Source organism: Pseudomonas sp. SDO5215_S409 (genome assembly GCF_054071325.1).
The window spans coordinates 205,237-230,130 of record NZ_JBSVWN010000003.1 but is presented as its reverse complement, the minus strand read 5'-3'; the positions used below and the strand labels follow the sequence as shown (position 1 = coordinate 230,130).

Sequence of the window (24,894 nt, the reverse complement as noted above, 5' to 3'; positions counted from 1 at the left end):
ATGCAGTTCAGCAAACTATTGGCAGCTCTTTCCACCCACCCGATTCGCCTGCAAATGGACGCAGGCGACTTGATCATCCTGGGGGACGACGACGCGCTGGACGATGCGTTGTGGGACCAACTGGTGGCCCACAAACCGCAACTGCTTGAACTGGTTGCGCGCCACGGCGGCGACTGGCTGAGCCCGGCCTATCGCATCACCCCGGACATGCTGGCGCTGGTGTCACTCGACCAGCCGGCCATCGACCGCATCGTCGCCAGCATTCCCGGCGGGACCGCGAATGTGCAAGACATCTACCCCCTGGCGCCGCTTCAGGAGGGCATGCTTTACCATCACCTCTCGGCGCACCAGGGCGACCCCTACGTGCTGCACGCGCAGTTCGTGTTTGACAGCCGTGAGCGCCTGGACACCTTTGCCCAGGCCCTGCAATGGGTCATCGACCGGCATGACATCCTGCGCACCTCCATGGTGTGGGACCGCCTCGACGAACCGCTGCAAGTGGTGTGGCGCAAGGCAACGCTGGCCTGCGAAGAAGCACCGTTCGAGCCGGCCGCGGGCGATGCCATGGCCCAACTGCAGGCGCGTTTCGACGCGCGTGACTACCGCATGGACCTGGGCCAGGCACCGCTGCTGCGCCTGGTGTTCAGCCAGGACCGCGTCAACCAACGCGTGGTCGCCATGCTGCTGTTCCACCACACCATCCTCGACCACACCGCGCTGGACGTGGTGCGCCGCGAAATCCAGCTGCACCTTGGCGGCAGGGCCGACCAGGCCGGTGCGCCTGTGCCGTTTCGCGATTACATCGCCCAGGTGCGCCACGGCGTCAGCGAGCAGGCGCATGAGGCGTTTTTCCGCGAGATGCTGGCGGACATCGACGAGCCGACGCTGCCGTTTGGCCTGCAAGATGTGCAGGGTGACGGCCATGGCATCGAAGAAATCCGCTTGCCGGTGGACAGCGACCTGAGCCGCCGCTTGCGCGCCCAGGCGCGCCCGCTGGGCGTGAGCCCCGCCAGCCTCATGCACCTGGCGTTGGCCCAGGTGCTGGGCAAGGTGTCTGGCCGCGAAGCCGTGGTATTTGGCACCGTGATGCTCGGCCGCATGGGCGGCGGGGAGGGCGCCGACCAGGCGCTGGGCATGTTCATCAATACCCTGCCGCTACGGGTGGACGTCAACGAGCAAGGCGTGCGCGCCGGGGTCAAGGCCACCCATGCACGCCTCACCGCGCTGCTCAACCACGAGCACGCCTCGCTGGCGCTGGCGCAGCGTTGCAGCGGCGTGGCCGCGCCCACACCGTTGTTCAGCGCCATCCTCAACTACCGTCACAGTGATGCAGGCGACACCGCGGCGATCATCGAGATCGCCGAAGGCATCCAGGTGCTGGGCGCTGAAGAACGCACCAACTACCCACTGACCGTCAACGTCGATGACCTGGGTGAAGACTTTGCCCTCACCGTCATGGTGGACACGGCCATCGGCGCCCAGCGGATCGCGGCGTACTTGCACACCGCCCTGCACAGCCTGGCACAGGCTCTGGAGCATTCGCCGGACGCGCCGCTGCACAGCCTTGACGTGCTGCCCGCCGCCGAGCGTGCGCACTTGCTCGACACCGCCGTGCAGTCGTTTGCCGACGACGCCCTGATCCACCGTCAGGTCGAAGCCCACGCCGCACAACGCCCCGACGCCATCGCCGTGCGTTATGAAGACCTGCGCCTGAGTTACCGCGAACTGAACGAGCGCGCCAACCAGGTCGCTCACCACCTGCTCGCGCAGGGCGTGCGCCCCGATGATCGCGTGGCGATCTGCGTGGAGCGTGGCCCGCAAATGATTATCGGCCTGTTGGGTATCCTCAAGGCCGGTGCGGGTTACGTGCCGATTGACCCGGCGTACCCGCAAGAACGCATCGCCTACACCCTGCGCGACAGCGAACCCGTCGCAGTCCTGGTGCAAGGCAATACCCGCCACCGGGTGGGTGAGCTGGCCGCTATCGACCTCGACCACTTGCCCCAGCAGCCCCTGACCAACCCGGACGTGGCGCTTGCCCCGGCAAACCTTGCGTACGTGATCTACACCTCCGGCTCCACCGGCCTGCCCAAAGGCGTGATGATCGAGCACCGCAACGTCGCGCGTCTGTTCAGCGCCACCGAGCACTGGTTTCACTTCAATGCCAGCGACACTTGGGCGCTGTTCCACTCGTTTGCCTTCGACTTTTCCGTGTGGGAGATCTGGGGCGCACTGATGCACGGCGGGCAATTGCTGGTGGTGCCGCAACTGGTCAGCCGCTCGCCAGACGAGTGCTACGCGCTGCTCTGTGAAGCGGGCGTGAGCGTCCTCAACCAGACGCCCAGCGCGTTCCGCCAGCTGATCGCCGCACAAGCGCGCAGCGCTCAGGTGCACTCGCTGCGCCAGGTGATCTTTGGCGGCGAGGCCCTGGAGCCGGGCATTCTCAAACCCTGGTACGCCCGCGTCACCAACGGCGGCACCCAATTGGTGAACATGTACGGCATCACCGAAACTACCGTGCACGTGACCTACCGCGCGCTGCAACCGGCCGACGCACACCTGGTGGGCGTGAGCCCGATTGGCGTGCGCATTCCCGACCTGCAACTGTACGTGCTCGACCCGCGCCGCGAGCCGGTGCCCCACGGCGTGGTGGGCGAGCTGTACGTGGGTGGGGCGGGCGTCGCGCGGGGTTACCTGAACCGCGCCGAACTGACCGCCGAGCGGTTCCTGGACGACCCGGCCAGCGGCCAGCGCCTGTACAAGACCGGCGACCTTGGCCGCTTGCTGGCCGACGGCAGCGTCGAATACCTGGGGCGCAATGACGACCAGGTGAAAATCCGTGGTTTCCGTATCGAACTGGGCGAGATCGAAGCGCGCCTGGCCACCTGCGCCGGTGTGCGCGAAGCAGTCGTGATCGCCCGCGAAGACACGCCGGGCGACAAGCGCCTGGTGGCCTATGTGATTGCCGACCAGGCGATTGACGCGGCGGCGATGCGTGATCACCTGCTACTGTCGCTGGCTGAGTACATGGTGCCTGCCGCCTTTGTCCTGCTGGACCATTTCCCGTTGACCACCAACGGCAAACTCGACCGCAAGGCCCTGCCCGCACCCGACGCCGACGCCCTGGCGCGGCGCGGTTACGAGGCGCCGCAAGGCGCGGTGGAACAGGCCATTGCGGCGATTTGGCAAGACCTGCTGAACATCGAACAGGTGGGGCGCCAAGACAACTTCTTCGAGCTGGGTGGCCATTCGCTGCTGGCGGTCAAACTGATCGAGCGCATGCGCCAGGCAGAACTGAGCGCCGACGTGCGCGTGCTGTTCGGCCAGCCCACCCTGGCCGCGCTGGCCGGGGCGGTGGGCGGGCAGCGCGAGGTGCCGGTGCCGGTCAACCTGATCCACGCCGGTACTCGTCACATCAGCCCTGACATGCTGCCATTGGTCGACCTCGACCAGGCGGCCATCGACCTTGTCGTCGCAGGCGTGCCGGGTGGTGTCGGCAATGTGCAAGACATCTACGGCCTGGCGCCGTTGCAGGCCGGCATCCTGTATCACCACTTGGCGACCGCCGAGGGCGACCCCTACGTATTGCAGGTGCAGTTCGCCTTTGACGGCCAGGAGGCGGTGGACGGCTTTATCCATGCGCTGCAAAGCGTGATCGAACGCAATGACATCCTGCGCACCGGCATTGTCTGGGAAGGCCTCGACGAGCCGGTGCAAGTGGTGTGGCGCCAGGCGCCGCTGGCGGTGGAGCGGATTGACGCCTGCGCGCAAGCCGATGCGTTGGTGCAGTTGCAACAGCGTTTCGACCCGCGTCACTACCGCCTGGACCTGACCCGCGCCTCGCTGATGCGCTTCGCCTACGCCGAGCAGAACGGCCGCTACGTGGGCATGTTGCTGCTGCACCATATGCTGCTGGACCACACCGCACTGCAGGTGCTGGTGGAGGAAATGAGCGCCAGCCTTGCCGGGCACACCCATCGCTTGCAGGACGCGGTGCAGTACCGCACCTACGTGGCCCAGGCCCGCCTGGGGGTGAGCCAGGCGCAACACGAAGCGTTCTTCAGCGACATGCTCAAGGACATCGACGAACCGACCCTGGCGTTTGGGCTGCAGGACGTCAACCGCGACGGCAGCGGCGTCGAAGAGGCGCACCTGCCGCTGGAGCCGTCCCTGAGCCTGGCCCTGCGCGAGCAAGCGCGGCAACTGGGCGTGAGCACCGCCAGCCTGGTGCACCTGGCCTGGGCCCATGTACTGGGCCAGGTGTCGGGGCAGGAAGACGTGGTGTTCGGCACCGTTCTGCTGGGCCGCATGCAGGCCGGTGAGGGCGCCGACCGCGCGCTGGGCATGTTTATCAATACCTTGCCGCTGCGGGTCAACGTGGGCGCCATGGGCGTGCAGGCCGGGGTGCGCGCCACCCATGCGCGGCTGGCGCAATTGCTGGGGCACGAACATGCCTCCTTGTCGCTGGCCCAGCGATGCAGCGGGGTGTCGGGCGCGTTGCCGCTGTTCAGCACCTTGCTCAACTACCGCCACAGCGCGCCGGGCGAAGCACCGGGCGACAGCCCGTTCGCGGGCGCCGGTATCCAGATCCTCAGCTCCGAAGAGCGCAGTAACTACCCGCTGGTGCTCAACGTCGATGACCTGGGCGAAGGCTTTGCCCTGACCGTACAAGGCGTGGCCGAAGTGGACGTGCAGCGCGTGGGCCATTACATGCTCACCGCCTTGCGCAACCTGGTGAGTGCGCTGCAACAGGCGCCGACCACCGCGCTGCACAGCGTGTCGATCGTGCCAGCGGCCGAGCGCCACCAACTGCTGGTCGAATTCAACGCCACCGCCCGCGACTACCCGGCGGACAAAACCCTGCACCAGCTGTTTGAAGCCCGCGCGCAGGCCACGCCGGACGCGGTGGCGGTGGTGCATGGCCGCGACTCCCTGAGCTACCACGACCTCAACCGCCGCGCTAACCGCCTGGCCCATTACCTGATCGACCACGGTGTGAAACCGGGGGACAGCGTGGCGATTGCCTTGCCGCGCTCCATGGAACTGTTGGTCAGCCAGCTGGCGATTCTCAAGTGTGCGGCGGTCTACGTGCCGCTGGACATCAACGCGCCTGCCGAACGCCAGGCCTTCATGGTGCAAGACAGCCACGCCCGGCTGGTGCTGCGCGACCTGACGGCGTTGAACCTGGACGCGCAAACCTCGTTCAACCCGCAGTTGGCCCAGTCCAGCGAAGCGGTGGCCTACATCATGTACACCTCCGGTTCCACCGGCGCGCCCAAAGGCGTGCAGGTGCCGCACCGGGCGGTGAGCCGCCTGGTGCTCAACAACGGCTACGCCGAGTTCAACTTCCGCGACCGCGTGGCCTTTGCCTCCAACCCGGCGTTCGACGCCAGCACCCTGGACGTGTGGGCACCGTTGCTCAACGGCGGCTGCGTGGTGGTGGTCGACCACGCCACGCTGTTGTCCCAGGCGGCGTTTGCCACCCTGTTGCAGGAGCAGTCCGTCAGCGTGTTGTGGATGACCGCAGGCCTGTTCCACCAGTACGCCGACGCGATGATGCCGGTGCTGCGCCAGTTGCGTTACCTGATCGTGGGCGGCGACGTGCTCGACCCGCAGGTCATCAGCCGCGTACTGCAACACGGCGCGCCCCAGCACTTGCTCAACGGCTACGGCCCCACCGAAGCCACCACGTTCTCCACCACCTTTGAAATCAAGGCGGTGGGCGAGGGCAGCATTCCCATTGGTGGCCCTATCGGCAATGCGCGGGCCTATGTGCTCGATGCGCGCCAGCAGCCGGTGGCGCTGGGCGTGGTCGGTGAGCTGTACATCGGCGGCGCGGGCGTGGCCAAGGGGTACTTGAACCAGCCGCAACTGACCGCCGAAAAATTCATCGTCGACCCGTTCGGTGACGGCCTGCTGTACCGCACCGGCGACCTGGCCAACTGGCAGGCCGACGGCACCTTGCTGTACCAGGGGCGCAACGACCATCAGTTGAAAATCCGTGGTTTCCGTATCGAACCCGGCGAAATCGAAACCGCCCTGGCCACCTACACAGGCATCAAGGACACCGTGGTGCTGGCCCGCGAAGACGAACCCGGCGACAAGCGCCTGGTGGCCTACTACACCGCCGCCACGCCGCTGGACGCCCAAGCCCTGCGTGCGCACCTGCAAGGCCAGTTGCCGGACTACATGGTGCCCAGCGCGTATATGTGGCTGGAACTGCTGCCGTTGACCGCCAATGGCAAGCTCGACCGCAAGGGCCTGCCGGTGCCGGACCACAGCGCGTTGCTCAGCCGCGGTTTCGAGGCGCCCGAAGGCGAGGTGGAAACCCTGCTGGCGCAGATCTGGCAAGACCTGCTCAAGCTTGAGCGGGTAGGGCGCCATGATCATTTCTTTGAGTTGGGCGGGCATTCCCTGTTGGCGGTGAGCCTGATCGAGCGCATGCGTCAGGCGGGCTTGAGCGCCGATGTGCGGGTGCTGTTCAACCAGCCAAGCCTGGCGGCGCTGGCGGCTGCGGTGGGCAGCGGGCGTGAAATCCGCGTACCGGCCAATGGCATCCCGGCGGGCTGCCGGCACATCACGCCGTTGATGCTGACCCTGGTGCAACTCGACCAGCCGGCCATCGACCGCATCGTTGCCAGCGTGCCGGGCGGCGCGGCGAACGTGCAGGACATCTACCCGCTGGCGCCGTTGCAGGAAGGCATTCTTTACCACCACCTCAGCGCCGAACAGGGCGACCCGTACCTGCTGCAATCGCGCATGGCGTTTGACAGCACCGAGCGCCTGCACGCGTTCATGGGCGCGCTGCAACAGGTGGTGGCCCGTCACGATATCCTGCGCACGGGCGTGGTCTGGGAAGGCCTGGACCAGCCGGTGCAAGTGGTGTGGCGTGAGGCCGAACTGGTGGTGCAGCACGTGCCGCTGGACCCGGCTGATGGTGACATCCTCGGCCAGTTGCACGCGCGTTTCGACGCCCGTCACTACCGCCTCGACATCACCCAGGGCCCGCTGCTGCGTATGGTCTATGCCCAAGACCCGCAGCACCAGCGGGTGGTGGCGATCCTGTTGTTCCACCACCTGGCGCTGGACCACACGGCGATGGAAGTGGTGGGCCAGGAAATGCGCGCATTCTTGCTGGACGAGCACGCGCAGTTGCCGGCCGCCGCGCCGTTTCGCACCTACGTGGCCCAGGCGCGCCTGGGCGTGAGTACCCAAGAGCACGAAGCGTTCTTTCGCCAGATGCTGGCCGAGGTCGATGAACCCACGCTGCCGTTCGGCTTGCAAAACGTGCAGGGCGACGGGCGCGACATCCAAGAAGCCGAACAGCCACTGGACCCGGCGCTGGCCGCTCGGGTGCGTGAACAGGCGCGCCAACTGGGCGTGAGCGCCGCCAGCCTGATGCACCTGGCGTGGGCCCAGGTGCTGGGGCTGGTGTCGAACCGCGATGACGTGGTGTTCGGCACCGTGCTGATGGGCCGCATGCAGGCGGGCGACGGCGCCGACCGGGCGCTGGGCATGTTCATCAACACCTTGCCGTTGCGGGTCGAGCTGGGCACCCACGGGGTGCGCGCCGGGGTCAAGGCCACCCACAAACAGCTCAGTGCCTTGCTGGGGCATGAACATGCCTCGCTGGCCCTGGCCCAGCGCTGCAGCGGTGTGGCTGCGGGCACGCCGTTGTTCAGCGCCTTGCTCAATTACCGCCACAGCACCCCCGCTGAAATGGCGCGTGACGGCCAGGGCATTTGGCAAGGCGTGCAGTTGCTGGGCGGCGAAGAGCGCAGCAACTACCCGCTGACCCTGAGCGTGGATGACCTGGGCGAAGGGTTCGGGTTCACCGTGTTGGCGGTGGAGCAGATCGGCGCGCAGCGCATCTGCACCTACATGCACAGCGCCGTCGAGCAGTTGATCCAGGCCCTGGAGCAAGCGCCGGAGCAGGCGCTGAACCAACTGGCGATTCTGCCGCTGGCCGAGCGGGAGGCCTTGCTGCGTGCGGGCACTGCTCGTGCGTACCCGCAGGGCCACACCGTGCATGGCCTGTTCGAAGCCCGCGCCGAGGCCCAACCGCAGGCCATCGCCGTGGTGCAGGACGGCCAGTCACTGACCTACAGCCAACTCAACCGCCGCGCCAACCAGTTGGCCCAGCACCTGTTGCAACGCGGCGTGAAACCCGACGACCGCGTGGTGATCTGCTGCCGTCGCGGCCCGCAGATGCTTGCCGGCCTGCTGGCGATTCTCAAGGCCGGCGCCGCCTACGTGCCGGTGGACCCGGTGTACCCCGCCGAGCGCATCGCCTACCTGCTGCACGACAGTGCCCCGGTGGCGGTGCTGGCCGAGGCGAGCACCCGTGACTTGCTGGTGGGCGTGGACGCCATCGACCTGCACGGCGAGTATGCCGAGGCCACCAACCCGGTGGTCAGCGGCCTGACCCCGGCGAACCTCGCCTACGTCATCTACACCTCCGGCTCCACCGGCCAGCCCAAGGGTGTGATGGTGGAACACCACACCGTGGAAAACCTGGTGCACTGGCACAACGAAGCCTTCCACCAGCACGCGGCCAGCCACACCAGCAGCGTGGCCGGTTTCGGGTTTGATGCGATGGCCTGGGAAGTCTGGCCGGCGCTGTGCGTGGGCGCCACGCTGCACCTGCCACCCGCCGCGGTGGGCAACGAGAACATCGATGAATTGCTGAACTGGTGGCGCGCACAGCCGCTGGTCGTGAGCTTCTTGCCCACGCCGGTGGCCGAATACGCGTTCAGCCAGGCGCCGCAACACCCCACCCTGCACACCCTGCTGATCGGTGGTGACCGTCTGCGCCAGTTCACCCAGGAGCAACGCTTCCAGGTGATCAACAACTATGGCCCCACCGAGGCCACCGTGGTCGCGACCTCGGGCCGCATGCACGCCGGGCAGCCGCTGCACATCGGCCAACCCATGGCCAACGCCCGCGTGTACCTGCTGGATGCGCAACTGCGCCCGGTGCCGGTCGGCGTTTGCGGGGAGTTGTACGTAGGCGGCAGCGGCGTGGCGCGCGGTTACCTGAACCGTGCGGACCTGACGGCCGAGCGTTTCCTCGATGACCCGTTCCACCCCGGCCGCCTGTACCGCACCGGCGACCTGGCGCGCTGGCTTGGCGACGGCAACCTGGAGTACCTGGGGCGTAACGACGACCAGGTGAAGATCCGCGGCGTGCGCATCGAACTGGGCGAGATCGAAACCCGCCTGGCCGCCCTCGACGGCGTCAAGGAGGCCGTGGTGCTGGTGCGCGACGGGCGTTTGGTGGCCTGGTTCACCGAGCACCACACGCTGGACATCGAAAACCTGCGCGCCGAGCTGCAAGGCCAGCTCCCCGATGCGATGGTGCCGGTGGCCTATGTGAAGCTTGCCCAGTGGCCCCTGACCGCCAACGGCAAACTGGACCGCAAGGCGCTGCCCGCGCCAGACGCGGCCGCCTTGCTCAGCCGCGAGTACCAGGCGCCCGAAGGCGAGGTGGAAACCACCCTGGCGCGGATCTGGGCCGAGGTGTTGCAGGTGGAGCAGGTGGGCCGTCACGACCACTTCTTTGAACTGGGCGGGCACTCGTTGCTCGCCGTAAGCCTGATCGAACGCATGCGCCAGGCCGGCTTGAGCGCCGACGTGCGCGTGCTGTTCAGCCAGCCGACCCTGGCCGCCCTGGCCGCAGCGGTGGGCAGCGGGCGCGAAGTGGTGGTGCCCGCCAACGGCATTGCCGCCGCGTGCACACGCATCACCCCGGACATGCTGCCCCTGGTGACGCTGACTCAGGCGACCATTGACCAGGTGGTGGCCAAGGTTCCCGGCGGCGCGGCCAACGTGCAGGACATCTACCCGCTGGCGCCGTTGCAAGAAGGCATTCTTTACCACTACATCACCGCCGAGCAGGGCGACCCCTACCTGCTGCAAACCCACCTGGCCTTTGACAGCGTCGAGCGCCTGGAGCGCTTTGCCCAGGCCTTGCAGCAGGTGGTGGACCGTCACGACATCCTGCGCACGGGCGTGGTCTGGGAAGGCCTGACCCAACCGCTGCAAGTGGTGTGGCGCAAGGCCCGGTTGCAGGTTGAAGAGGTGCAACTGCACGGCGACGTCTTGGCCGCCCTGCATGAGCGCTTCGACCCGCGCCGTTATCGCGTGGACATCAGCCAGGCGCCGCTGATTCGCCTGATGTACGCCCAAGACCCGGCCAACCAGCGTGTGGTCGTGGTGCTCCTGTACCACCACATCGCGCTGGACCACACCGCGTTTGACGTGGTGCTGCGCGAAATGCAGGGCTACCTGCTGGGCCATCGCGAGCCGCTACCCACGCCGATGCCTTACCGCAACTACGTGGCCCAGGCCCGCCTGGGCATCAGCGAGCAGGAGCACGAAGGGTTCTTTTGCGAGATGCTCGGCGATGTCGACGAACCCACGCTGCCCTTCGGCCTACACGATGTGCAGGGTGACGGCAGCGATATCGAAGAACACAGCCTGCACCTGGACGCCGACCTGAACCGGCGCCTGCGTGCCCAGGCCCGGCTGCTGGGGGTGAGCAGCGCAAGCCTGTTCCACCTGGCGTGGGGCCAGGTGCTGGCCGCCACGGCGGGCAAGTCCAGCGTGGTGTTCGGCACCGTGCTGGTGGGCCGCATGCAAGCGGGCGAGGGGGCCGACCGGGCGCTGGGGGTGTTCATCAACACCTTGCCGCTGCGCCTGGACGTGGGCGAGCAAGGCGCGCGTGCCGCGGTGCGCACCACCCATGCCCGGCTTACGGCGTTGCTGGGGCATGAACACGCGTCCCTGGCGTTGGCCCAGCGTTGCAGCGGGGTGGCCGCGCCGTCGCCGTTGTTCAGCTCGATGCTCAACTATCGCCACCGGGGCAGCGCCACCCGCGCCCAAGAAGCACAGCAAGCCTGGGAAGGCATGCAGACCCTGGCCGCCGACGGGCGCACCAACTACCCGCTGACCTTGAACATCGATGACCTGGGCGATGGCTACGACGTTGCCGTGCTCACCCGGGCCCAGGTGGGCGCGCAGCGGGTGTGCGGCTACCTGCAAACGGCCTTGGCCGGGTTGGTGCAGGCGTTGGAGCAGGCGCCTCAACAGGCGCTCAATCGCGTGTCGATCCTGGGCGCCGAGGAGCGCCAGCAGGTGCTGTTCGACTTCAACGCCACGGCGGTGGATTACCCGCTCGACCAGACCTTGCACGGTCTGTTTGAAGCCCAGGTCCTGCGCACCCCGGATGCGGTGGCGGTGAAAGCGGGCGAGGCCCAGTTGAGCTACAACGAACTGAACGTGCGGGCCAACCAGTTGGCCCATCACCTGCGCGCGCTGGGCGTACAGCCGGATGCGCGCGTGGCGATCTGCGTCGAGCGCGGGCTGGACATGGTCGTCGGCCTGTTCGCCATCCTCAAGGCGGGCGGCGGCTACGTGCCGCTGGACCCGGCCTACCCGCAGGAGCGGCTGGCCTACATGCTGCAAGACAGCGCCCCCGCGGCGGTGCTGGTACAGGGTTCGACCCGGGCGCTGCTGGGTGACATCGGCGTGCCGGTGCTGGACCTGGACCAGCCCGACTGGCCACAACAACCCGTCACCAACCCCCAGGTGGCGGACCTCACCGCGCAGCATCAGGCCTACGTGATCTACACCTCTGGCTCCACCGGCCAGCCCAAGGGGGTGATCAACGAACACGCTGGCGTAGTCAACCGCCTGCTGTGGATGCAGGACGCATACGGCCTCACTGCGCAGGACACGGTGTTGCAGAAGACCCCGTTCAGCTTTGATGTGTCGGTGTGGGAGTTCTTCTGGCCGCTGTTCACCGGCGCCCGCCTGGTGATGGCGCGCCCCGGTGGGCACAAGGACCCGGCCTACCTCTGCCAGGTCATCGCCGCCGAACAGGTCACCACGCTGCACTTTGTGCCCTCGATGCTCGACGTGTTCCTGGCCCACGGCGACGTGAGCCAGGCGGCCGGGCTGCTGCGTGTGATGTGCAGCGGCGAAGCCTTGCCGGGCAGCCTGGTACGGCGCTTCAAGCAGCAATTGCCGGGTATCGGCCTGTACAACCTGTACGGCCCTACCGAAGCGGCGGTGGACGTGACCGCCTGGAACTGCTCGCGCCCGGACGTGCCCGACAACACCCCGATCGGCAAGCCGATTGCCAACACCCGCATGTACGTGCTGGATGCGCAGATGCAGCCGGTGCCGCTGGGCGTGGTGGGCGAGCTGTTCATCGGTGGCGTGCAAGTGGCCCGGGGTTACCTGAACCGCCCGGAACTGACCGCAGAACGTTTCCTCAAGGACCCGTTCACAGGCGGGCGGCTGTACCGCACCGGCGACGTCGGGCGCTACCTGCCCGACGGCAATATCGAATACCTGGGGCGCAACGATGACCAGGTGAAGATCCGTGGCCTGCGCATCGAGCTGGGCGAGATCCAGGCGCGCCTCACCGAATACCCGCAGGTCAAGGAAGCGGCGGTCATCGCCCGCGACGAACGCCTGGTGGCGTACTACACCGGCCCCCAGGCCGACATCGAACACTTGCGTGCGCACCTCTTGGCGCGCCTGCCGGACTTCATGGTGCCCGCGCTGTTCGTGCACCTGGAGGCGCTGCCGCTGAGCCCCAACGGCAAGCTCGACCGCAAGGCACTGCCTGCGCCGGGCCTGGACGCGGGTGTGGTGCGTGAATACGTGGCACCGGTGGGCGACACCGAGATCCTGCTGGCGCAGCTGTGGGCCGAGCTATTGAACGTGGAGCGGGTAGGGCGCTTTGACAATTTCTTCGAGCTGGGCGGGCACTCGTTGCTGGCCGTCAGCTTGATCGGGCGCTTGAGTCAGGAAGGCATGGAAGCCGATGTGCGGGGGCTGTTCGAAGAGCCGACCCTGGCCGGTTTTGCCGCAATTACCGAACGAATGGAGATCGTGTTGTGACCCTCACCGAACTGTTGGCGACACTCAAGTCCAAGGACGTGCAACTGGCGCTCAAGGGCGATCAACTCGCGGTGCAAGGCAACAAACAGGCGCTGACCGAACCGGCCTTGCTGGCCTCGCTGCGTGAGCACAAACCGGCGCTGATCGCGTTGATCAAGGCCGGTGACTACACGGCCACCCCGGCCGGCAAGCTGCAGGTGCCGGCCAACGGTATCGTGCCCGGTACGCGCCAGATCACCCCGGCCATGCTCACCTTGTCGAACTTGAGCCAGATGTCCATCGACCACATTGTGGCGACCGTGGACGGCGGCGCCGTCAATGTGCAGGACATCTACCCGCTGGCGCCGTTGCAGGAAGGCATCCTGTACCACCACGCCAGCGCCGGTCAGGGCGACCCCTACGTGATGCAGTCGCAATTCGCGTTTGACAGCCTCGAGCGTTTCGAGGGGTTTGCCCAGGCGCTGCAAACCGTGATGGACCGTCACGACATCCTGCGCACCGGCATTGTGTGGGAAGGCCTGGAAGAACCGTCGCAGGTGGTCTGGCGCGAAGCCCGCCTGCCGGTCGAGGCGCTGGACCTGGACCCGGCCGACGGTGACATCGCCGCGCAGTTGCAGGAGTTGTTCGACCCCTGCCACTACCGCCTCGACGTGACCCGGGCGCCGCTGCTGCGCCTGGTGCGTGCCGATGACCCGGCCAATGGGCGCATTGTCGCCACCCTGTTGTTTCACCACATGGCCCTGGACCACAGCGCGCTGGAGGTGGTGTGCCACGAAATGCAGGCCTGCCTGCTCGGCCACGCACACGCGCTGGGGCAGGCCGTGCCGTTTCGCAACTACGTGGCGCAGGCCCGGCTGGGCATCAGCGAGGCGGAGCACGAAGGTTTCTTCCGCCAGATGCTGGGGGACATCACCGAGCCGACGCTGCCGTTCGGCTTGCAGGATGTGCAGGGCGACGCACGCGGTATCCGCGAGCTCAACCTGACCCTCGACAGCGCCTTGAGCCGCCGCTTGCGCGGGCAGGCCCGGCAGGCGAGTGTGAGCACCGCCAGCCTGTTCCACCTGGCCTGGGGCCGGGTGTTGGGGGTGTTGGCCGGTAAGGAGCACGTGGTGTTCGGCACGGTGTTGATGGGGCGCATGCAAGGCAGCCACGACACTGACCGCGCCTTGGGGATTTTCATCAACACCTTGCCGTTTCGGGTCACGCTGGGGGCGCAGGAGGTGCGCGCTGGCGTCAAGGCCACCCATGCCCGCCTGACCACCTTGCTGCGCCATGAACACGCCGCGCTGGCCTTGGCCCAGCGCTGCAGCGGGGTGGCGGCGCCCACGCCGCTGTTCAGTGCGCTGCTCAACTACCGGCACAGCGCCTCGCGCGCCAGCGCCGAAGCCGTGTCGGCGTGGCAGGGGATCGCCGCGCTGCGCTCGGAGGAACGCACCAACTACCCGCTGACCCTGAGCGTGGACGACCTGGGTGAAGACTTCGGCCTGAGCTTGTTGGCCAGCGACCAGGTCGACCCGCAGCGCGTCTGCGACTACCTGCACACCGCCCTGGAAAACCTGGTGACGGCCCTTGAGCAAACGCCGGACACCGCGCTTGAGCAGGTGTCGATCCTGCCGGCCGCCGAGCAACAGCACCTGTTGTACGCGCTCAACGCCAGCCAGGCCGAGTTCCCTCAGGGCAGCACGTTGCACGGGCGCATCGAAGCCCGCGCCGAGCAGACGCCGGACGCTGTCGCGGCGGTGTCCCAGGGCCGTCAACTGACGTACGCCGAACTGAACCAGCAGGCCAACCTGCTGGCCCATCACCTGCTGGCGCTGGGGGTCAAACCCGACGACCGCGTGGCCATCGTTGCCCGGCGCGGGCTCGACACCCTGGCGGGCCTGTTGGCCATCCTGAAGTCCGGCGCCTGCTACGTGCCAGTCGACCCGGCGCACCCCGCCGAGCGCCTGAACTACCTGCTCACCGACAGCGCTCCGGTGGCGGTGCTCACCCAGCAGGACCTGCTGGAACGCCTGCCAGCACTGGACGTGCCGGTGATCCAGCTGGACCGCTACACCTGGCAGCACCACTCGGCGGCCAACCCGCAGGTGGCCGTGACCCCGCAGCACCTGGCGTATGTGATCTACACCTCTGGCTCCACCGGCCTGCCCAAAGGGGTGATGGTGGAGCACCACACCGTGGCCAACCTGGTGGACTGGCACTGCCGCGCCTTTGACCTGTGCGCCGGGCGCCACACCGCCAGCGTTGCAGGCTTTGGCTTTGACGCCATGGCCTGGGAAGTGTGGCCCGCGCTGTGCGCCGGTGCGACCCTGCACCTGCCGCCCGCCCACGACGGCGCCGAAGACATCGACGCGCTGCTGGCCTGGTGGTGCGCGCAGCCGTTGGACGTGTGCTTTTTGCCCACCCCGGTGGCCGAATACGCGTTCAGCCAGAACATTGAGCACCCGACCCTGCGCACGCTGCTGATCGGCGGCGACCGCCTGCGCCAGTTCACCCGTGCCCAGCGCTTTGAGGTGATCAATAACTACGGCCCCACCGAAGCCACGGTGGTGGCCACCTCGGGCCGGGTCGAGGCGGGCCAGGTGCTGCACATCGGCCGGCCCATGGCCAACGCGACGGTGTACGTGCTCGACGACCAGCAGCGCCCGGTGCCGCTGGGCGTGGCGGGCGAGCTGTATGTGGGCGGCAAGGGCGTGGCGCGCGGCTACCTGAACCGCCCGGACCTGACCGCCGAACGCTTCCTGGACGACCCCTTCAACCCGGGCCGCCTGTACCGCACCGGCGACCTGGTGCGCTGGTTGGCCGACGGCACCCTGGAGTACCTGGGGCGCAATGACGATCAGGTCAAGATCCGTGGCGTGCGCATCGAACTGGGTGAAATCGAGGCGCGCCTCAACCAGATTCCCGGCGTGCAGGAAGCCGTGGTGCTGGCCCGCGAAGACCAGCCCGGCCAACCCCGGCTGGTGGCTTATTTCATCCAGCAGCCGCAGTGGGACGCGCTGGACGTGGGCGAGCTGCGCGCCGACCTGGTGGCGCACCTGCCGGACTACATGGTGCCGGTGGCGTACGTGAAGCTCGACGCGCTGCCGCTGACCGCCAACGGCAAGCTCGACCGCAAGGCCTTGCCCAAGCCCGACCTGGCGGCGGTGTTCACCCGTGAATACGAGGCGCCCCAGGGCGAGATCGAAAGCGTGCTGGCGCAGATCTGGAGCGATGTGCTGCAGGTGGAGCGGGTCGGGCGCCAGGATCATTTCTTTGAACTGGGCGGGCACTCGTTGCTGGCCATGCGCATGGTGTCCCAGGTGCGCCAGCGCCTGGGGGTGGACCTGGCCTTGAGCGAGCTGTTCGCCAATGCCGAACTGGCCGCCGTCGCCCACGTACTGGCCCAGGCCGGGCGCAGCACCTTGCCGGACATACTGCCCGCCCCACGCGGCGAGCCGCAGCCGCTGTCGTTTGCCCAGCAGCGCCTGTGGTTCCTGGCCTTGATGGAAGGCGCCAACACCGCCTACAACATCCCCATCGGCCTGCGCCTGCGTGGGCAGCTGCACGTCGAGGCCTTGCAGCGGGCGCTGGCGCGCATCGTGGCGCGGCATGAAACACTGCGCAGCCGCTTTTACCAGGACGGCGACGATGCCCATGTGCTGATTGTCGCCCCGCAAAACGTACTGGCCCTGCAAGTGCAGGACCTGCGTCAGCACCCGCAGGCGCAGCAAGTGCTCGACGCGCTGATTCAAGGTGAGGCCTCGGCGCCGTTCGACTTGCAGCGCGGCCCGCTGCTGCGCGGGCGTCTGGTGGTGATGGCTGACGATCACCATGTGCTGCTGTTGACCCTGCACCACATCGTGTCTGACGGCTGGTCGATGGGCGTGCTCACCCGTGAGCTGATGGCGCTGTACCAAGCGTTCAGCCAGGGCCAGCCCGACCCCTTGGCGCCGCTGGCGATCCAGTACGGCGACTTTGCCGTGTGGCAGCGCCGTTGGTTGAGCGGGGAGGTGTTGCAGCGCCAGAGCCAGTTCTGGCAAGACGCGTTGGCCGGGGCCCCGGCCTTGCTGATGCTGCCCACCGACCGCCCGCGCCCGGCCGAGCAGGATTACGCCGGCAGCACCGTGCCGGTGTACCTGGATGAACGCCTGACCGCCGGGCTAAAAGCCTTGAGTCAACGCCACGGCAGCACGCTGTACATGGTGATGATGACGGCCTGGGCCTCGCTGCTGGCGCGCCTGGCCGGGCAGGAAGACGTGGTGATCGGCTCGCCGGTGGCCAACCGTCAACGCGTGGAGGTCGAAGGGCTGATCGGCCTGTTCGTCAACACCCTGGCGGTGCGCATCGACACCTCGGGCGAGCTGAGCAGCGAAGCGCTGCTGGCGCGGGTCAAGGCGCTGACGCTGGCGGCGCAGGCCCATCAGGACCTGCCGTTCGAGCAAGTGGTGGAAATCACCCGGCCGGTGCGCAGCCTGGCCCACAGCCCGGTGTTCCAGACCCTGCTGACCTGGCAGGACAGCGACGCGCCCGCGCTGGCGCTGGGCGACCTGACCCTGGAGGGCGTGGCCGAGCCGAGCCACTTTGCCAAGTTCGACCTGTCGCTGAACCTGGGCGAAAGCCGCGACGGCATTCGCGGCCATCTGGAATACGCGATCGCGTTGTTTGATGAGTCGACCCTGCGCCGGTATGTCGGCTACTTCGTGCGCGTGTTGCAGGCCATGGTCGACAACGATCAGGCGGTGCTTGCGCACGTGCCGTTGCTGGACGCGCTGGAGCGCGAGCACGTGCTGGTGGGGTTCAACGCCACCGACGTCGGCTACAACCTCGACCAGACCCTGCACGGCCTGTTTGAAGACCAGGTACGGCGCACCCCCCATGCCGTGGCGGTCAAGGCGGGCGAGGCGCAGCTGACCTACGCCGAGTTGAACACCCGGGCCAACCAGTTGGCCCACCACCTGCGCGAGCTGGGCGTACAGCCCGACGCGCGCGTGGCGATCTGTGTCGAGCGCGGGCTGGACATGGTGATTGGCCTGTTCGCCATCCTCAAGGCGGGCGGTGGTTACGTGCCACTGGACCCGGCCTACCCGCAGGAGCGCCTGGCCTATATGCTGCAAGACAGCGCCCCGGCGGCGCTGTTGGTACAGGGTTCCACACGGGCACTGCTGGGCGATGTGACGGTGCCGGTGGTGGACCTGGACCAGGTCACCTGGCAGCATCAACCCGCGAGCAACCCGCAAGTGCCGGGCTTGACCGCGCGCCATCAGGCCTACGTGATCTACACCTCCGGCTCCACCGGCCAGCCCAAGGGCGTGATCAACGAACATGCCGGTGTGGTCAACCGCCTGTTGTGGATGCAGGACGAGTACGGCCTCACCGCGCAGGACACGGTGTTGCAGAAAACCCCGTTCAGCTTTGACGTGTCGGTGTGGGAGTTTTTCTGGCCGCTGTTCACCGGCGCCCGCCTGGTCATGGCCCGCCCCGGTGGGCACAAGGAGCCCGAATACCTGTGTGAAATCATCGCGGCCGAGCGCGTCACCACGTTGCACTTTGTACCGTCGATGCTCGATGTGTTCCTGGCCCATGGCGATGTGAGCCAGGCCGCCGGGCTGGTGCGCGTGATGTGCAGCGGTGAAGCCCTGCCGGGCAGCGTGGTGCGGCGCTTCAAGCAGCAATTGCCGGGCAGCGGCCTGTTCAACCTTTACGGCCCTACCGAGGCGGCGGTGGACGTGACCGCCTGGGACTGCACCGGGCCGGTGACGCCGGACAACACGCCGATCGGCAAGGCCATCGCCAACACCCGTATGTACGTGCTGGATGCGCAGATGCAGCCGGTGCCGCTGGGCGTGGTGGGTGAGCTGTTCATCGGCGGCGTACAGGTCGCCCGTGGTTACCTGAATCGCCCGGACCTGACCGCCGAACGTTTCCTCAAGGACCCGTTCACAGGCGGGCGGATGTACCGCACTGGCGACGTCGGGCGCTTCCTGCCCGACGGCAACATCGAGTACCTGGGGCGTAACGACGACCAGGTGAAGATCCGTGGCCTGCGCATCGAGCTGGGCGAGATTCAGGCGCGGCTGATCGAGTGTGCAGCGGTCAACGAAGCGGCGGTCATCGCCCGTGACGACCGCCTGGTGGCCTACTACACCGGCACCCCGAGCGAGATCGACCACCTGCGCCAGCACCTGCTGCAACACTTGCCGGAGTTCATGGTGCCCGCGTTGTTCGTGCATTTGGACGCACTGCCGCTGAGCCCCAACGGCAAGCTCGACCGCAAGGCCTTGCCCGCCCCGGGCCTGGAGGCGGTGATCGTGCGTGAATACGCAGCGCCAGTCGGTGACACCGAAACCCTGCTGGCGGGCCTGTGGGCCGAGCTGCTCAAGGTTGCGCGCGTGGGCCGTCACGACAACTTCTTTGAACTGGGCGGGCACTCCTTGCTCGCCGCCAGCCTGATCGGGCGCATGCGCCGCGCCGGGTTGTCGGCGGATGTGAAAGTGCTGTTCGGCCAGCCAACCCTGGCCGCACTGGCCGCGGCGGTGGGCGGTGGACGCGAAGTGGCGGTGCCGGCCAATCGCATCGCCGCCGACTGCACGCACATCACCCCGGACCTGTTGCCGCTGGTGAGCCTGGAGCAAGCGGCCATCGACCGCATCGTCGCGAGCATTCCCGGCGGTGCGGCGAACGTGCAGGACATCTACCCGCTGGCGCCGTTGCAGGCGGGCATTCTTTACCACTATCGCGCGGTACAGCAGGGCGATGCCTACCTGCTGCGGGCGCAGTTTGCGTTTGCCGGTATCGAACGCCTCCAGGCGTTTGCACAGGCGTTGCAGGCGGTGATCGAGCGGCATGACATCTTGCGCTCGTCCATGCACTGGGAGGGGCTTGAGGAGCCAGTGCAAGTGGTCTGGCGCCAGGCATCGCTGCGCGTCGAGGCCGTCGACACCGGGGCGGGAGAGGTACTGGAGCAGTTGCAGCACGCGTTTGAAGACTGCCGCCTGGACCTGGGCCAGGCGCCGCTGATGCGCCTGGTGTACGCCGCGGACCCGGCCAACGAGCGGGTGGTGGCGCTGTTGCTGTTCCATCACCTGGTGATGGACCACGTCGCGCTGGACGTGCTGCAACACGAGATGCAGGCCTGCTTGCTTTCGCGCCGCGAGCAGTTGGCGGCGGCGGTGCCGTATCGCAACTATGTGGCCCAGACCCGCCTGGGGATGGGCGAAGACGAACACGCGGCGTTTTTCCGCGAGATGCTCGGTGACATCGACGAACCGAGCGAGCCGTTCGCCGGGATCGGCGAAGTACAACATGCGCGCCTGGCCCTTGACCCCCTGTTGAGCCGACGCCTGCGCAGCCAGGCCCGCGAGCGCGGCGTGAGCGCGGCGAGCCTGATGCATCTGGCATGGGCGCAGGTACTGGGCAAGGTGTCGGGGCGCGAGCAGGTGGTGTTCGGCACGGTGTTGCTGGGCCGGATGCAGGGCGGCGAGGGCGCCGAGCGGGCGCTGGGGGTGTTTATCAATACCCTGCCGCTGCGCGTCGACCTGGGCGCGCACAGCGTGCAGGCGGCGCTGCTGGCTACCCATCAGCGCCTCACCCAATTGCTCGGCCACGAGCACGCGCCGTTGGCGCTGGCCCAGCGTTGCAGCGGGTTGCCCGCGACCACGCCGCTGTTCAATGTGCTGTTCAACTACCGCCACAGTGCGCCGCAGGGCGGCGGCGTGTCCGAAGCCTGGCAGGGCATGCAACTGCTCAAGGCCCAGGAGCGCACCAACTACGGTTGGTCGCTGAGCGTGGATGACCTGGGCGAGGACTTTGCCCTGGACGCCATGGGGCCGGGCGCCCAGCGCCTGTGCGATTACCTCAACGTGGCCCTGGAGCAGGTGGTGCAGGCGCTTGAACAGGGCGGCGAAGCGCACATCGGCCAACTGCCGATTTTGCCTGCGCCTGAGCGTCAGCAGCTTCGGGGTTTCAATGCCACGGCCCGTGAATTCCCGCAGGCGCAGACGGTGCAGCAGGTGTTCGAGGCGCAGGTCGAGCGGCAACCCGACGCGGTGGCCGTGGTGCAGGGCGCCCAAGCGTTGAGCTACGCCCAATTGAACCGTCGCGCCAACCAGCTCGCCCATCACCTGTCTGGCCTGGGGGTGCAGCCGGGCGACCCGGTGGCGATCCTGCTGCCGCGTTCGGTCGACCTGCTGGTGGCCCAATTGGCCATTCTCAAGTGCGCGGCAGCCTATGTGCCGCTGGACATCAACGCGCCTGCCGAGCGCCAGGGCTTCATGGTGCAAGACAGCGGCGCCACCTGGCTGCTGACCCGCAGCGGCGCGTCGGTGAGTTACCCGGTGCGCAGCCTGGACCTGGACACCCTGGTCCTCGACGCGCAACCCGCGCACAACCCGCAGCGGGCGCAGTCGTCGGACGGCGTGGCGTACATCATGTACACCTCCGGCTCCACCGGCACGCCCAAAGGTGTGTTGGTGCCGCACCGGGGCATCCTGCGGTTGGTGATCAACAACGGTTACGCCGATTTCACCGCCCGCGACCGCGTTGTGTTTGCCTCCAACCCGGCGTTCGACGCCAGCACCATGGACGTGTGGGGCGCGTTGCTCAACGGCGGCCAAGTGCTGGTGATCGACCACGCCACCTTGCTGGAACCGGCCGCGTTCGGGCGTGCCCTGAAGGACGGCGGCGCGAGCGTGCTGTTTGTCACCACCGCGCTGTTCAACCAGTACGTGCAACTGATTCCCGACGCCCTGGCCGGGTTGCGCATCCTGCTGTGCGGCGGTGAGCGGGCCGACCCGGCGGCGTTCCGCAGCCTGTTGGCCCGCGCACCGGGCGTGCGCCTGGTGCATTGCTACGGGCCGACGGAAACCACCACCTACGCCACCACACTTGAGGTGCAAGCGGTGGCCGAGGACGCCGACAGCGTGGCGATTGGTCGACCCATCTCCAACACCCAGGTCCATGTGCTGGATGCACACTTGCAGCCGGTGCCCGTGGGCATGACCGGCGAGATCTGCATTGGCGGGCACGGGGTGGCCAACGGGTATTTGAACCGCCCTGAGCTGACGGCCGAAAAATTTGTGCGCGACCCGTTCAGCGCACAGGCAGACGCCTTGCTGTACCGCACGGGCGACTTGGGGCGCTGGTCGGCGGATGGCCTGCTGGAGTGCATCGGGCGTAATGACGACCAGGTCAAGGTCCGCGGCTTTCGCATTGAACTGGGCGAAATCGAAGCACGCCTGGCCACCTGCGCCGGGCTCAACGAAGTCATCGTGCTGGCCCGCGAAGACGAGCCGGGGGACAAGCGCCTGGTGGCGTACTACACCGGCGCAGACACGGCCAGCGAGACCCTGCGCGCGCACTTGCTGGCGCAATTGCCGGACTACATGGTGCCGTCGACGTATGTGTGGCTGGCGAACCTGCCGCTGACCGCCAACGGCAAGGTCGACCGCAAGGCCTTGCCGGTGCCGCCGCTGGAGGCCTTGGCCAGCCGAGCCTTCGAAGCCCCGGCCAACGCGCTGGAGCACACCTTGGCCGGGCTGTGGGCGCAGGTGCTGAAGCTTGCGCAGGTGGGCCGCCATGACAGCTTCTTTGAACTGGGCGGGCATTCGTTGTTGGCGATCCGCCTAGTCAACCTTTTGGAAGAGGCGGGGTTGCACGTGTCGTTGGCAGAGCTGTTCGAGCACGCCAGCGTCGCGGGAATCGCGGCGTTGCTGAGCCAGCGCACCGCTGCGCCCGAGCATAATCACGCGCTGGTGCCGGTGCGCACCCGTGGCAGTGAGCCGCCGTTGTTTTTGGTGCATGAGTTCAGCGGCATGGACGTGTACTTCCCGGCGCTCGGTCAACACCTGCCCGGCGACTACCCGATCTATGGCTTACCCGGTGTACCGCTGGGCGAAACCCAGCTGAACACCATGGAAGGGCTGGCGGCGCGGTTGGTGGGCATTATCCGTTCGGTGCAGCCGCACGGGCCGTATCGCCTGGCGGGCTGGTCGTTTGGCGGGGTGCTGGCGTATGAAGTGGCCATGCAACTGCTGGGGCTGGACGAGCCCGTGGCGTTCCTGGGCCTGATCGACAGCTACGTGCCGCGCATGACCGACCAGGGCAAGGCGCGCTGGAGCGGTGAGCACGCACTCAAGCGGCATTTGTTATTGCAATGCTCGGCGTACTGGGCAGCACAGGGAGGTGAGGATGAGTTGGCGAGCATTGCGCAACTGGATGCGCAGATTGGACAACTGGACTTTGCAGGGCTGCTGCAGCGCTGCCGCGATCGGCATCTGCTGTACACGCAAATGGCGCAGGCGTCGGACGCCGACCTGCTGAGTTTCATTGAGCGCGAAGTGGGCCACGGCCATGCGTTGGCGCACTACAGCCTGTTCCCGATGCCGGTGCCGGTGCACCTGTTCAGCGCACAGGAGCGCCCCACTGAATTGTCCGTGCGCAGCTTTGCGCTGGGCTGGGACGCCGCACTGGCGCCGGGGCAACTGCGCCAGGTTGAAGTGCCGGGCGATCACCAGAGCATGATGCAGGCCCCGCATATCCGCGCATTGGGCCAGGCGATGAGCGAGGCACTGGCGGTGTGTACGCAGGTGTCTGAGGCGCCGCACCAGCCGCTGCTGCGCATCCAGGGCGGCCTCTCCGGACAAGCGCCGGTCTTCTGCGTGCCAGGGGCGGGGGACAGCGTCACCGGCTTTATCGGCCTGACCGACGCCCTGGGCCGCGACTGGCCGGTGTACGGCCTGCAACCCCGTGGCCTGGACGGCCGTGGCGTGCCGCATGCCCGGGTCGAAGCGGCGGTGCAGTGTTACTGGCAAGCGTTGGAACAGGAATGCCCGCAAGGCCCGGTGCACCTGGTGGGCCATTCGTTTGGCGGCTGGATCGTGTTTGAACTGGCCACCCGCTTACAGGCCCAGGGCCGCGAAGTGGCCTCGTTGACCCTGATCGACAGCGAATCCCCCGGCGGCAACACCGTGATCGGCAGGCCCTACACCACCTCGGCGGCGCTGATGCGCCTGATCGAATCGATGCAAGTGGCGGCGGGCAAACCCATGGGCATCGAGCGTGCGGGGTTTGTGGCGCAAGACGAAGTGACCCAGCGGCGCGTTCTGCACGCCGGCATGGTGAGCGTTGGCCTGTTGCCGCAGCGCTCCAGCGCCGACGCCATGGACGGGCCGTCACGCACGTATGCCACGGCTTTGCGTACGGCGTATCGCCCGCAGCGACGGTATGCGGGCGTGGCGCGGTTGGTACTGGCCGATGACCCGACGCTGGACACGTCGGGGAACCAGCGGGAGCAGACGGCCATGATCGAAGGCTGGCGAGGGCATGTGGAGAACCTGCAGGTTTGGTATGGGCCGGGGAATCACTTCACCTTGCTCAAGGGGGAGAATGTGCGGCGGTTGGCGGCCTGGTGGCTTGAGGGGGTGGAGCCGTGAGGCCTGGATGGATAATGGGGAGCGCGCATATCCGTTATTTAGGTAACGGCGACTTAGGGTTCCGCTCTTACAGCGGGTCACTTTGGAAGAGCCCCAAAGTAACCAAAGGGCTCCTGCCCCACCACTCGGCGCCTCGCTCACGCTCGGCGTGCCCGAACGCAGGCATTCCTACACGGGTCGCCGCGATGGGCCATCCCTGGCCCAGCGCGGCTAAACCGGCCTCCATGCCGGTTTCCCCGCTCCGTAATACCTGCGTTCGGCCATCGTGGTTAACGGGGCAGGTAAAGCCAGAGCAAGATCAAAAGCAGCCGGCCTGGCAGCCGGCCCAAGCGGGGACGGGGGCTCAAGTTGTTTTGTTGTGTGGGCAACCGGCGTGTTCAGCCGGGCAAAGGCACTGCGTACAGACCAGGCATTCAGGCCGCCTTGCTTTTGATCTTGATCTTGATCTGCTTTTGATCTTAGCCGCCCCGTTAAACCACGCTGGCCGTAGGCCGATGTTCAATCGGGGGGTAAGCCGGCAGGACGCCGGCTTAGCCGCTCTCGGCCATGGATGGCCGATAGCGGCGGCCCC

General features: G+C 67.3%; 1 protein-coding gene and 1 pseudogene. Both read left to right on the top strand.

Annotated features, from left to right (window positions below; translation table 11 throughout):
- Nucleotides 1-12,909 (top strand): annotated as a pseudogene (locus ACW9H9_RS02835) (amino acid adenylation domain-containing protein); the annotation flags it as partial.
- Entirely contained in the window at nucleotides 12,909-24,323 is an 11,415-nt protein-coding gene (locus ACW9H9_RS02830; RefSeq protein ID WP_457370520.1) for an amino acid adenylation domain-containing protein, read from the top strand. The pseudogene ACW9H9_RS02835 and the gene ACW9H9_RS02830, both read left to right, overlap by 1 nt.
- Nucleotides 24,324-24,894: the final 571 nt, after the last annotated feature.